The organism is Halocatena pleomorpha, from assembly GCF_003862495.1.
GTDB classification, from domain to species: domain Archaea; phylum Halobacteriota; class Halobacteria; order Halobacteriales; family Haloarculaceae; genus Halocatena; species Halocatena pleomorpha.
Genome location: NZ_RRCH01000017.1, coordinates 23,895 through 37,091 on the forward strand (window position 1 = coordinate 23,895; position 13,197 = coordinate 37,091).

Annotated in this window: 12 protein-coding genes; 5 read left to right on the forward strand and 7 right to left on the reverse strand. The window is 59.5% G+C overall.

Annotation, left to right across the window (positions count from 1 at the left end; translation table 11 throughout):
* Window positions 1–184: 184 nt before the first annotated feature.
* The 3 genes from mutS to EIK79_RS18055 are packed head-to-tail and all read left to right on the forward strand — an operon-like array spanning window position 185 to window position 4,701.
* Window positions 185–2,863 carry a DNA mismatch repair protein MutS gene (gene mutS / locus EIK79_RS08275; RefSeq protein ID WP_124954652.1) on the forward strand — a complete coding sequence of 893 codons (2,679 nt, stop codon included), beginning with the start codon at window positions 185–187 and terminating at the stop codon, window positions 2,861–2,863.
* Window positions 2,850–4,487, forward strand: coding sequence for a DNA mismatch repair endonuclease MutL (gene mutL, locus EIK79_RS08280; protein WP_124954653.1), 1,638 nt, complete (start codon window positions 2,850–2,852; stop codon window positions 4,485–4,487). Before mutS ends, mutL begins: the two co-directional genes overlap by 14 nt.
* 55 nt (window positions 4,488–4,542) lie before the next feature.
* Window positions 4,543–4,701 carry a hypothetical protein gene (locus EIK79_RS18055; protein ID WP_185715566.1) on the forward strand — a complete coding sequence of 53 codons (159 nt, stop codon included), beginning with the start codon at window positions 4,543–4,545 and terminating at the stop codon, window positions 4,699–4,701.
* 867 nt (window positions 4,702–5,568) lie between these two features.
* Here EIK79_RS18055 and EIK79_RS18975 read toward each other — a convergent pair.
* The 4 genes from EIK79_RS18975 to EIK79_RS08300 form a co-directional block, all read right to left on the reverse strand.
* The gene (locus EIK79_RS18975) at window positions 5,569–5,697 is read right to left on the reverse strand and encodes a hypothetical protein (RefSeq protein ID WP_267900530.1); all 129 of its coding nucleotides are present in this window, start codon (window positions 5,695–5,697) and stop codon (window positions 5,569–5,571) included.
* A gap of 147 nt (window positions 5,698–5,844) precedes the next feature.
* On the reverse strand, window positions 5,845–6,363 hold the full coding sequence (locus EIK79_RS08290; protein ID WP_124954655.1) for a peptidylprolyl isomerase: 519 nt from the start codon (window positions 6,361–6,363) through the stop codon (window positions 5,845–5,847).
* Window positions 6,364–6,420: 57 nt separating this feature from the next.
* The gene (locus EIK79_RS08295) at window positions 6,421–7,479 is read right to left on the reverse strand and encodes an anthranilate phosphoribosyltransferase (RefSeq protein ID WP_124954656.1); all 1,059 of its coding nucleotides are present in this window, start codon (window positions 7,477–7,479) and stop codon (window positions 6,421–6,423) included.
* Between the two features lie 78 nt (window positions 7,480–7,557).
* Window positions 7,558–8,076 carry a PH domain-containing protein gene (locus EIK79_RS08300; RefSeq protein WP_124954657.1) on the reverse strand — a complete coding sequence of 173 codons (519 nt, stop codon included), beginning with the start codon at window positions 8,074–8,076 and terminating at the stop codon, window positions 7,558–7,560.
* 261 nt (window positions 8,077–8,337) lie between these two features.
* On the opposite strand from EIK79_RS08300, the gene ahbB reads away from it, so the two are divergent.
* Entirely contained in the window at window positions 8,338–9,372 is a 1,035-nt protein-coding gene (gene ahbB, locus EIK79_RS08305; RefSeq protein WP_124954658.1) for a siroheme decarboxylase subunit beta, read from the forward strand.
* A 33-nt stretch (window positions 9,373–9,405) separates the two neighbouring features.
* Here the strand turns inward: ahbB and EIK79_RS08310 are convergent, their stop codons facing one another.
* Together EIK79_RS08310 and EIK79_RS08315 are read right to left on the reverse strand one after the other, a co-directional pair.
* The gene (locus EIK79_RS08310) at window positions 9,406–9,666 is read right to left on the reverse strand and encodes a hypothetical protein (RefSeq protein ID WP_124954659.1); all 261 of its coding nucleotides are present in this window, start codon (window positions 9,664–9,666) and stop codon (window positions 9,406–9,408) included.
* Between the two features lie 69 nt (window positions 9,667–9,735).
* Window positions 9,736–9,993 carry a hypothetical protein gene (locus EIK79_RS08315; RefSeq protein ID WP_124954660.1) on the reverse strand — a complete coding sequence of 86 codons (258 nt, stop codon included), beginning with the start codon at window positions 9,991–9,993 and terminating at the stop codon, window positions 9,736–9,738.
* Window positions 9,994–10,087: 94 nt separating this feature from the next.
* Here EIK79_RS08315 and EIK79_RS08320 point away from each other — a divergent pair, with 94 nt between their 5' ends.
* Window positions 10,088–12,640, forward strand: a complete 2,553-nt coding sequence (locus EIK79_RS08320; RefSeq protein ID WP_185715567.1) for an ATP-dependent DNA helicase — start codon at window positions 10,088–10,090, stop codon at window positions 12,638–12,640.
* 4 nt (window positions 12,641–12,644) lie between these two features.
* On the opposite strand, the gene EIK79_RS08325 is transcribed toward EIK79_RS08320, so the two are convergent.
* A complete protein-coding gene (locus EIK79_RS08325; RefSeq protein ID WP_124954662.1) occupies window positions 12,645–13,049 on the reverse strand; it encodes an acyl-CoA thioesterase in 405 nt (134 codons plus the stop codon).
* Between the last annotated feature and the right edge of the window lie 148 nt (window positions 13,050–13,197).

Genomic DNA, 13,197 nt, shown 5'->3' on the forward strand with positions numbered 1-13,197 from the left:
GGGGTAGCAAGCACTTATCAAAGTAATTCGTTGATCCGTGGTATTCGTTAGCAAGATTTTATTCGCTCGGTTGCGCTTGTCGGCACCACTCAGCGAGGTTCGGAGCGCGTCGGTGTCGAGTGATGTCCTACGTTCCGAGAAGAAGTCCCGGAAGGCTAAATGGTTGGATCGTCGGGAGTAAGGTATGCAAGGGACGGGACCGCCGGAGAAGATGGCCGAGAATCGGGAGGATCTCACCCCGATGATGAGCCAGTATTTCGAGCTGTGTGCGGAGTTCGATGAGTCGCTCGTGTTGTTTCAGGTCGGTGATTTCTACGAGACGTTCTGTGAGGCCGCCCAGATCAGCGCGCGGCTGTTAGAGATCACGCTCACCAAGCGAGAGGACTCCTCGGGATCGTATCCGATGTCGGGGATCCCGATCGACAACGCAGCGTCCTACATCGAGACGCTGCTCGACGCCGGCTACCGGGTCGCCATCGCGGATCAGGTCCAAGACCCCTCCGAAGCGTCTGGCGTGGTCGACCGGGCGGTCACACGGGTCATCACACCGGGAACGGTGTTGGATGCGGAGTTGCTCACAGACGAATCGAACAACTACCTCGCTTGTCTGACCGGACCGACGGACACCGACGCCGGGTCGTCGACGCACGCAGTGGCGTTTCTGGATCTCTCGACCGGCGAATTTCGGGTTACGAGCGGGAATCAGACCACGGTGCAAGACGAACTCGACCGCCTCGATCCGTCGGAAGTCATCACGGGACCCGAGACCGGGGCGTTCACCATCGAAGGGATGAAAACGACGTTCCGTGAACAGGCGTTCGATCCCGACGTTGCTGAGGAGCGCGTCGGGGCGTACGTTCCATCACCGGACGCAGTGCTCGATTCAACCGCAGAGCTGCGGGCGTGTGGCGCGCTGCTCGCCTACGCGGAGTACACTCAGGACGAGACCACGGGCGGACTCGATTACATCACGCGGATTACTCGCTACGAACCGGGGGCGGCGATGCGGTTGGACGCGACCGCGCTGGAGGGACTCGAACTGTTCGAAAACCGCGACGGCGGCGACGAACACACCTTGCTGGGTGTGCTGGATGAAACGGCGTGCGCACTCGGACGACGAGCGCTCACCCACTGGCTGCGCCGTCCGCTGCTCGACCGCATGGCAATCGAACGCCGACACGACGCTGTCGAGGAACTGTGTGATCGGTCGCTGCTCAGGGACGAACTGCGGGAGTTGCTGTACGACGTGTACGACATCGAACGGCTGATCACCCGCGTGTCGCGTGGCCGGGCGAACGCCCGTGATCTTCGATCGCTCAAATCGACGCTCGATGTAATACCGGAACTCAAAGAGGTGCTCGCGGACGCAGAACGAACCCCACTCGTTGAGCGCCGAGAGGCGTTAGATGACCTCAGTGACGTTCGGAACCGCATCGGTCAAGCTATTCGGGCGGAGCCACCGATCGAAGTAACTGAGGGCGATGTCATTCAGGAAGGATACGACGAGGAACTCGACGCGCTACGGGCGACCGAGCGCGACGGCCGGGAGTGGGTGGCCGATCTCGAAGCCCACGAACGGGAGCGCACCGGCATCGATTCGTTGAACGTCGGATACAACGAGGTACACGGCTACTATATTGAAGTCACCAATCCCAATCTCGACCGGGTTCCTGAGGAGTACACCCGTCGACAGACGTTGAAAAACGCAGAGCGCTTCTACACGCCGAAGCTCAAGCGACGGGAAGACGAGATCATCGGCGCAGCCGAGCGCGCTGATGAGTTGGAGTACCAGCTGTTCACTCAGATCCGGTCGGAAATCGCTGAGGAGGCCGAACGCGTCCAACACGTAGCGTCGGTGCTCGCGGAACTCGACGTGCTCGCCACGCTCGCACACGTGGCTTGTGAGCGCGGCTACACCCGACCCACGCTCATCGACGACAGCGACGAGATTCACATCGACGCCGGCCGTCATCCCGTCGTGGAGACGACCCAACCGTCGTTCGTTCCGAACGACACCGACCTCACAGACGGGCGGATCGCCGTTATCACCGGTCCGAACATGAGCGGTAAATCCACGTACATGCGTCAGGTCGCGCTCATCGTTGTCCTCGCACAGCTTGGGAGTTTCGTGCCCGCCGATGAAGCCCGACTTCCCGTTGTCGACCGTGTGTTCACTCGCGTTGGCGCGAGCGACGACATCGCCGGGGGACAGTCGACGTTCATGCGCGAGATGACCGAGCTGTCCGATATCCTCCACGACGCGACAGAGCGCTCGCTCGTGTTGCTCGATGAAGTCGGTCGCGGGACGAGCACCGCCGATGGGCGCGCGATCGCGTGGGCCGTGACTGAGTTCATTCACGACGAGATCGACGCGATGACGCTCTTTGCCACCCACTATCACGACCTCACGGCGATCGCTGACCGTCGACCGGATGTGATGAACCTGCATTTCACTGTCGACCGAAGCGGTGAGGAGATGACGTTTCTCCACACAGTGGTGCCGGGGGCGTCGGAAGCCTCCTACGGCGTCGAGGTAGCGCGGCTCGCGGGTGTCCCCGAGCCAGTGGTCGAACGCTCCCAGACGTTGCTTGCGGAAGGGATCCCACGGCAACACCAGTCCCATGACACGGACACCGAGCGCATAGCGCGGTCAAACGGCCACGAACGCCGGTCTACAGTCACGGAGACCGACAACGATTCCCCTGTTCAGACCGTCACTCCGGGTGAGAACGGACATGGATCGGAGGAAACGCGACAGCGGATCGAATCGGACATTCGTGAGCTTTCGATTGCAGATATGACGCCACTCGAAGCCCTCACGACGCTCAACGACTTCCAGCGGCGAATCGATGACGGTCGTTAGAACACTCGACACCGACACCATCGAACGCATCGCAGCGGGCGAGGTGATCACTCGTCCGGCAAACGTCGTCACTGAGCTCGTAGAGAACGCGCTTGACGCGGACGCGACTCGAATCTCGATCACTGTCGAGAACGGTGGACTTGACCGACTCCAAGTGAGCGACGACGGCCACGGGATGGACGAAGCCGACGCTGCGCTGGCCGTTGAGCGCCACACCACGAGCAAGATCGAAGACGCCACGGATGTCGACCGCGTCGAGACGCTGGGATTTCGCGGCGAAGCGCTTCCGAGCATCGCCACTGTCGCCCGCCTCGAACTGACGACAAAAACGGCCGGCTCCGTCGGCGGAACGCGTGTCACTGTCGAGGATGAGAAGACGGTTGAACCGGCCGGGCGCGGCGTCGGGACCACTGTCGAGGTGACAGAACTGTTCTCGCGGCTTCCTGCACGGCGGGCGTCGCTCGGGTCACCAACACAGGAGTTCGGCCACATCAGCCGGGCTGTCTCTCGATACGCGCTCTGTCACCCCGACGTACGGATCCGACTCATACACGATGGGAACACGGTCCTGTCCACACCGGGAACCGGGCGCACGGACGCCATCCTGTCAGTGTATGACCGGTCGATCGCCGGACAGAGCACCGAATTCGCGTCCGAACACGAAACGGACGCGGGCGTGATCAGCGTCGAGGGATCGCTCGTTTATCCGGCCGTGACGCGATCGAAGCCGACACACGTCTACACTGCCGTTAACGGTCGCGCGCTCTCAGAGGCGACGATCCGGAACGCGACGGTCGCGGGCTATGAGAGTCTCCTCGCTTCCGATCGGTATCCGATCGCTATCGTCACCGTCACCCTCCCACCCGAACGCGTCGACGTGAACGTCCACCCTGCCAAAGAATCCGTCCGGTTCGACGACAATGAAGCGGTAGCGACCGCCGTCGAGCAGGCGGTTTCAGAAGCACTCTCCGGGCGGGATCTCTCACGGCGTGCCGAATTTTCGTTCGATGGGAATTCTATCGATACCGAGCGCACGTCGGCGTTCGAGGACGTATCCGTCATCGGGCAGTTCCGTGAGCTGTATCTGCTCTGTGAGAAGGGTGACGACCTGCTGGTGCTCGATCAACACGCGGCCCACGAGCGGATTACGTACGAGCGACTCCAAGAACAGATGGCCGACGCGATCGAATCAGTCGAGCTCGATCCACCCCAGACGCTTTCGTTGACGCCAGCGGAAGGTGCAACGCTCGACGAACACCGCGAGACAATCGAGTCGCTTGGGTTTCAGGTCGAACCGTTCGGGAACACCACCTACCGGGTGACCGAACTGCCCGCGCCGCTAGGTCGGGTTGCTGACGGTGCTGCGGTTCAGGACGTGCTTGACGCGTTCCTCGCTGGGGAGGACCCCGAAGATCCACGCGATGCGCTGCTAGCCGATCTCGCCTGTCATCCCTCCCTGCGCGCCGGTGAGACAGTTTCCGCTGAGGAGGCCGCCGCTCTCATCGAACAGCTCGGTGCGTGTGAACAGCCCTACGCCTGTCCGCACGGCCGCCCCACCGTGCTCTCGATCGATGAGGCGACATTGGCGAGAAACTTCGAACGACCGAACACGCGCTTTGAGTGAACGCCAACGATACTTATTTACGGTCGGTCGAACTATCCTTTCATAGAGGATAGAGATGGCAACCGACTGGAACACCTCACAGGAGAAAACACGAACACAGCAGAGGTATCCAGAAGTTATTGATGCCGAGGAATACGACTCAATTACGCTCGTGTTTCACGACTCCAGGGTTGCGGATAACGACGCGTTCGACATGCCTGATCCGACTGATTAGTGGTATATCTGAACACTCGCTGCTTCCTTTGAGAGCTCATCTTCTCCGAACGTACTGTACAATTTGTGTATATACTCCTCAATGAGCACAGTGGTTACCGACCCACTCCGTTCGAGAATCGACTGCATCACAATGATATTCCCAGATACATCATGGAAGAATGTTTGAAATTTGGGATGCCCATTGCCCCAATTTCCATGCTCTCGAATACTCTGAGCGGGCATCACAACGACGGGCTCAGGAAGATCCGGTATCTCTGCGATGTTTAGTCCAATGAGACCGTTGTGATGGATAGCGTGACGAATACCAATGAGCTTGGGTGTTTCATACCGTATTTGTGAACAGTTCTGTAGCTGAACGTCGAACTCATTCCGAGTCCGGTCACACATCTCTCCTAGCATATGAAGCAAGCTCGTATATTGATAGATCGACCACTCACATTCGTTAAGATCAGTCCGGAGCTCTCGCCTTCCCCACGTTGGTTGTTGGTAGGTCAAGATACATCGTTCCAGTCCATACGAAGCGTTCTTCCGACAATCGAATAATTTTGATCTGATGCTCTGCAGTTCCACCAACCGACGTGCAGCGAGTTGAAGGTCGGAGACCGACGACACGACACACATTCTCCTTCACCGATTAATAAAATTCTCGATATCCATAGCAAAGCAGTGTACACACTGCTCAAACACAATATCGCTCTAATAATTGAATTCGATATTTATACATCTGTGAAAGCTATCACCCCCAGTCGGTTCGAGGAGAATCTGATCGACATCGATAGTATCATAATCATTTTCTGAAGAGAGGACGGCCGTTGCTTGTGTTGTTGCCGTTGCCGCATGAAAGGAGTCGAACAGCGTCATCCCCTCATCGGTCCGAAGCCGTTCCCCGAGCGTCGGCCTTCGCTTCCTCCTCGATATCCGTACGAATCTCCGCACTGGGAACGTCCTGCAGTTCGCCAGCCGCCGCACGGACCGCTGCAGGCAGATTGTCCACAACAGGAACGAGTTCAATATGGTCGTCGTACCCGATGATATGGTACTTGCCACCGTATCTCTCGTGTATCCTTTGCGTCGACGCGGGTCTGTCGTTCCGGCCACCGTTTGACAACCAGAAAGCGATATTCGACGGTCGTCCCGTTCGTTATCGATGGATCGTGACGGATTCGAGCACCACGTCCTCAACCGGCCGGTCTTGGCCGTCGGTCTCGACCGCACCGATCTCGCTGACGACATCCATCCCGTCGGTCACTGAACCGAACACGGCGTGTTTGCCGTCGAGATGGGGTTGGGCGTCAAGCGTGATGAAAAACTGCGAGCCGTTGGTGTTCGGCCCGGAGTTCGCCATCGACACGATGCCCGGTCCCTCGTGAGACAGTTCCTCGTGGAATTCGTCGTCGAACTGGTAGCCAGGCCCACCCCGGCCCGTGCCGGTCGGATCCCCGCCTTGAACCATGAAGCCCTCGATGACGCGATGGAAGAGCACGTCATCGTACAGCGGTTCGCCCTGTTTCGTCTCGCCGGTCTCGGGATCGGTCCACTCCGTCTCGCCGGTAGCAAGCCCAATGAAGTTCTCCACGGTGCGTGGGGCGCGGTCTTCGAACAGTTCGAATTCGATGGTTCCGTGATTCGTGTGCAGTCGGGCGTGCGGATTGTCGCTCATGCGTATCGGTCGTTGCCCGGCACGGGGAAAAGGATCCCGGTCGGAGCAGTCAGCTCTTCAGAACGCTTTGAGCGCAGCGAGCGTCTCGGCAGCGCGCCCGTCGTCCATCGCCTCGCGGGCCATGACGAGACCCTCGTCGATGGTGTCGGCGTCGTCGCGGGCGTAGATCCTGAGCGCGGCGTTGAGCGCGATCGCGTCGGCAAACTCGTCGGTCCGATCGCCGGACACCACCTCCTCGGTGATCCGGGCGGAGTCGGCGGCGACATCCGGAACGGCGAGATCGTCGCTCGTCATATCCATCCCGTACTCGGCGGTTTCAATATCGAAATCTTCGAGTTCGCCGTCGGTCGAGACGGCCACTTTGGTTGAACCGGGGCGAACGTCGTCGTACCCCTCCATCCCCTGAAACATGACGATCCGATCGACATCGTACTGCTCGCTGGCGGCGAACGTATCGATGATGCGTTTGGCGTAGGGAAGATGGTAGAAACTCCCGAGATGAGCGTTCGCGCGCGCCGGATTGGCGAGCGTCTCGATCGTGTTAACGAACGTCCGAACGCCCATCTGATCGCGCCGGTCGGTAAGAGCGTGCACCTCGGGGTTGGCGTGAGGCTGATAGTAAAATCCGAACCCGATATCGTCGGTCATCGCGGCGCTTTCCTCGGGACAAAGCGCCGTTCGAACGCCGAGTTCATCGAGCACGTGCTTGTAGGCACACGCCTTCTGTGTCGGAACGCGCTCCCCGCTATGGACGACGACCGGCGTCCCGGCCGCACCAGCGACGACACCCGCGCCGACGCCCAGCAGCGCTGACGTGTTTTTCCCGTCGTAGTTCGCGCCGCAGTCGAGTGGATCACAGGAGGGCACGCCGAACGAAACCGATTCTTCGGCCATCACGTCGATGTAGGCCGCAAGCTCTTCGGGCGTGTTCCGCTTCCACCGGTTGGCTAACCAGAACGCGCCCAACGTCGTCGGATCCGGGATATCGTTGAGGATGCGACGGAACGCTTCCATGGCTTGTTCTCTGGTCATATCCTCTGACGACTTCGGGCCAGACCCGATTATTTCGGTCATGAGTCGTTTGAGCGGCCACTCTCTGCGTGTTGATTCAACCATGATATGGCTTCGTACCCCCTGTCCAAAAACATCTCGTTTGACCGATCGGTTCCGGGTGCTGTCGGCCGTTGTCGTCGGTCACGCACTCTGGGGCTGCTCGTCGGGCTGTGGCCGAACCTTGTCGAGATACTCGGTGATCAACCCGTTTACGTGCTCGGGGTTGGGGACATCTTCGAGGATGAGATCCGATCCGCCGGTCCCCGCCGTGTCGATCTGAATGTGTCCGTATCCCAAGAACCGCTCAGGGAGTGATTGTGTGTAGGACGTGTTCTGAATACGGTCGAGACGAATGTTCACGACGTTGCGAGAGATGATGCCTGATTTCTTATACACCTCCTCAGCTGTCAGCACGTACTGTACGCTCCGATAGTTGACGTACGTCACCCCAGCGATGAAGAGACCCAGACCGATGGGAACGAGAGAGAGGAGCCGTATCACGTCCTCAAAAAGCGCCCCAATGCCGATACCGACGGCAATGAGAATGAGACCAACGACGAACGTCCCACCGACTGACCGCAAACTCGGATGCCCATTCCATACGAGCTGTTCACCCTCCGTGAGAGTGACCCACGACGGTGTGTCTGAGTTTCCCTGCATGTACTAGTACTATGTTTTGGAACAACTTGTCAGTATCCCTTATCTGGATGAGAATAGCTAACCAGAATAACGATCGGTGGCCCGTGTCCCTGATCGGGACTAACACCCCGAAACCGATTCGAATTATCCGTATGATAATACCGGTCTCGAACTACGATTCCAGAAATATATCTATCCCAATCATATCTAACACAGATGAGGTGATGCGCGCAGCAGCCGAAACCGACAAACGGTAAACGATGACGTGCGTACCGCGGAGTAATGAGCGCGCTGGAGGGTGACTGGCGGAAAACTCTCGATGTCGTCGACGCGAAACTCATCGACGGATACCAAAGCGGTGTCCCGGTCGAGCGTCGGCCGTTCCGTTCGATCGGTGACACACTCGGCGTTAGCGAACAGGAGGCAGTATCACGGGTTCAACGCCTCCGGGAGACGGGTGTGTTTCGCCGGTTCGGGGCGGTGTTAAATCCGCCGGTAATCGGGAGTTCGACGCTCGCAGCGGTGCAAGCACCTGAAGATCGGTTCGAGGAGATCGCCACGACGATCAACGGTTACCGGCAGGTGAACCACAACTATCGTCGGGATCACGAGTGGAACATGTGGTTCGTCATCACCGCGGCGACCCAAGAACGACGCGACCGGATCATTGCGGAGATCGAGACGGTGGCCGGCGACGTGCTCGTGTTGCCGCTGGTGACCGATTACTATATTGATCTTGAATTTCCCGTCGTGAACGCCGACCGGTTCGCTCGTGAGAGCCTCGATCAGACGGCCGTGTCCGCGACACAGGTCAGTGAGAACGCAACTGCTGACCTGTCAACACTCGACAGACAGCTCCTTGTCGCCATCCAAGACGGGCTTCCGCTCACGAAAACGCCGTACAGTGATGTCGCGGAGATGATCGACGCCAGCACTGAGACGGTCGTTGCACGCATCGGCCGCCTGCTCGACAACGGCTGCATCAAACGGATCGGGTGTGTCGTAAACCACGTCGTCACCGGCTTCGACAGCAACTGCATGGTCGTCTGGGAGGTGCCGACAGACTCACTCGACACGTACGGCGAGCGGGTCGGAGCGATCCCGTACGTGACGCTCTGTTATCACAGACCACGCCGTCCAGAGTTAGACTGGCCGTACACGCTGTTTACGATGATCCATGGACGGGACGCCGACGCCGTTGAGGAACGGATCGACGAACTCGCGAACGAACAACTCCCGTTCGCACACGAGCGGCTCTATTCGACAGAAACGTTGAAACAAACCGGTGCGCGCTACGAGTCCCTGCTCAGGGAGTGACACCACAACAGCAAGCGCGGAGAGACAGCAGTTTCACTTTCCGACGACGATCACCATTGGTCCGAGGAAGATCAGTCCGATACCGACGAGTTTCAAAACGACCTGACCGCCTAACAAGCTGAGCGGTGTGATCAGAAACAGGAGACCGAACGCACCGAGATGCAGTCCCGTAATGGTCTTGCTCCGGAGCGGCAGGGTCCCGAGTAGTCCGAGTACGAACATGAGCACGAGAACGTGACCGATGTTGTACTGGAGCAGGAAATCGTCGATTGCCTGTAGTGGGAGCGCGAACATCCTTATCCTCCATTCACGAGGGTGCGGATTTCAAGCTTCCGTTACTCATTGCCCGGATTACTCTGTGCATCAGTACCGTTGGGAGAAATCGATCGGGCGTACTAACAGATGCCACAGCACGAAGATCGTAACGCCGTAGCCGATGATCCACATGATATCAGCAGAGCCGGCGGGACCGATCCGGTCGAGGACGTACACCATTACGCCCGTCGTGATGATCCCGATCACAGCGATGCTCCCAGCACTCAGGACCGTTCGCGAGAGGGTGGAGTCGGAATCCCGCCGTTCATTCGCGTCGGCGTTTGTCTGTTCGTTAGACCCGTCCATACTGGGGGTACGCCCTCCGCCAGTGTGAAACTCCCGGTTGTGCGTCGTGCCCAGAGCCAGCAGTTTATGGTCGGTGACGCAGGAACCACACGTAGTGAGTAACACTGGTGAACGGACGGTTTCCCGACGATCTATCGATGCCGCGTGGGCCGACCTGTTTCCGTTCGATCCGTACCCCCAACAGACGGACGGCGTAGAACATGTGTTGTCGGTGTGTCGAGATAGGGGGTATCAGCTCCTCGAAGGAGCGTGTGGGACAGGAAAGACCCTCATCGCGCTCGTCGCTGGGGCACAACTGATCGAAGAGGAACGGGTCGACCGCGTGATGGCGGTGACACCGGTCAAACAGCAACTGAAACAGTTCGTCACCGATCTGGAAGCCATCAACGAGCACCGCACCGAGCGCGACCCCATTGACGGCTTGGTGATGGTTGGCAAACGCGACATGCTGCCCTACGCCCGTGTCGGAACGCTCCCCGGTGAGGACGGCGTTCAGGCGGCATCGAGTGAACTGCACGAGACGACGGCCGCGCTCATCCGCCGCGACGCCACCCATGAACTTGCCGTTCAGCCGGGTGACGTAAACGGCCGGATCAACGTCTGTTCAGCTCCAGACTGTGATCGGCTCTCCTACGCGTCCGATGCGTGTCCCGACCACCGGGATGACCGTGAAACGGACGCTTCGTGGTACGATCCGGTTCGTGCGGCAGCACTCTGTCATCTTGCCTCGTCGTTGGACGGCCCGCGGCTGGAGACCGCTGGCGTGAACGCGCCCTATCCGGAATCTCCCCCCCACACGCGCGATGTTCTCGTCAACCCCGAAACCGCCGGACCCGACACCGGTCATTTTGATCCGTTTTATGCGCGTTTTTTCGCGAACGAGGAGTGGGTGCCGTTCGGTTTCAGCGAAGCCGAGACGAACGTGCTCGACAGCGAGACCATCGTTCGGGCCGCGGTCTCTCGGGGAATGTGCCCACACGAGGCGATGGCTTCGCTGATGGGTGCCGCGGACGTACTGGTCGGAAACTACAACCACGCGTTCGATCCCGTGACCCGCCAGCTCACCGACGAGAAAGCCGGTGTCCTCGACTCGGGAACGATGCTCGTCGTCGACGAGGCGCACATGCTCGAAGAGCGGGTGCGTGATCTCCTCTCGGAGACGCTCGGTATGCATTCGCTCCGGACGGCCCACAAGGATATCGCGTTGGCCCGCGAGTATCTGTCAGGGACGGGCGGGGAGCCGGGAGCTGACCCGAGCGCCCACCGGCGCGAGGCCCAGTCCGTGCTCGCAGAGTTCAATGGAGTCGATCAGACATCGCTCCGGGCAGGTCAGGAGTTCATCGAATGGCTTCTCAGAGCGATGTCTGAGGAAGTGAGTGAACTGCTGCGTGAGGAGCACGCCGATTGGCAGCGCCAGTTTCGAGAAGGATCGCTTCCGGAAGTCGATCACGAGATCCCGCTGCGTGATCCCCAAGCCGTCGAATCCGATCGGCTCACCGACGCAGCCAGCGAGGCGTTCGATGGCGGTATCTGGCGAGAAATGAAAACCGTTGGTGCCGCCGTGGCCGCTGTGCACGACAACGACAGCCAGACGGATCGTAGTCCGGTCGCTGCTGGGGTAGGACAGTTTCTCAACCAGTGGGGGACTGTTGATACCGGGACGTACTTCCGGGAGATCGAAGTCGAATACGCCCCCAAGCCGGTCGAAGACACGACGCTACCCGACTGGGCGACCGCGTACAACGGCGCGCTGTCCCTGTACAACTGCATTCCACGCGATCCACTCGCGGGCGTGTTCAGCGATCTCGCTGGGGGTGTGCTCATGTCTGCGACACTCGAACCGTTCGACGTGTACAGACAGGTGAGCGGTCTCGATCGACTGGCCGATGCTTCGGACGGAACGGACGCAACCGACGACACACACCGGGTAGCGACAACGAGCTACGGTCTCTCGTTTCCGCCAGAAAACCGTGCGAGTTGGGTCGTGGATCTACCACCGTTCACCTACCGGAACCGGGGAGCGCCGGTAACGGACTACGAGGAGATGACCGGCGCTCGGCAAGCACACGCCGGTGCTCTCGTGACGGTCGCCCGCAGTCCGGGCAACGTGTTGCTCTGTCTTCCCTCGTATGCGGAGGCGGAGTGGGCGGTCGAGTATCTCACAGACATCGTTTCGAAGCCCGTGTTGCGCGATCGGTCGACCGAGAGCGACGCGACCGACGCGATGCTCGATCAGTTCTTTCAGAACGATGGAACTGATCGGGTGCTCGTCACGAGCGCACGCGGCACAGTCACCGAGGGCGTCGACTACAAGGGTCACCGACTCCACACGGCCGCCGTCGTCGGGGTGCCGTACGCCAACACCGCAAACCCGCGCATGAAAGCCGTGATGAACGCCTACGATCAGGAATTCGACGCCGGAGGGTTCGAGTACGCCGTCCAAATCCCGGCTGTGCGAAAGGCACGTCAGGCGATCGGGCGCGTGCTCCGAGGCCACGACGAGGTGGGAACGCGGTTGCTCCTCGATCGGCGCTACCACTCCGGCGCGCCGCGATCGGTCGCCGCGCTCTTATCAACTGACCGCACCGAATTCTCGACTGTCAGTCCTGATATGCTCGATTTCGCGCTCGATCAGTTCTGGAGCTGATAGCTCACAGAGCCGGTTCGAAGGAAGAGATCCGATCGCGCCACGCCGTGGGGATCGGGCGCGGCTCGCCGTCGTCGTCGACGGTGACCATCACGGATTCGCCCGTTGCCACAACGCCACTGCTCGTCCGGAGTTCGAATTCCATCGGAATACTCGAACTGTTCAGTTCCGTCGTCCGCACCGTGACCGCGACCGACTCATCGGACAACGTCACCGGTTGCTGGTAGTCGATCGAGAGGTGGGCAAGAACAACGCGATACTCATCGCGTGTTTCGAGCACGCGATCGAGATAGCCTAATCGAGCCTGTTCGATGTACGTGCCATACACGGCGTTGTTGACGTGGTTCTCCGGATCGAGATCACGATACCGAACAGAGATCTCCGTTGTGAACGGCTCCGTCTGACTCATCAGCAGCGTGTACGCCACTGGAACAGATGGGACTATCGATCCGGGAGATCGTCTCTGTGCACGTTTCACGCGGTCACAAACAGCGCGAAACACACAACGCGTGTTACCACAACGACACACGTTGTAGTGTAAGATTTATTACCGCACA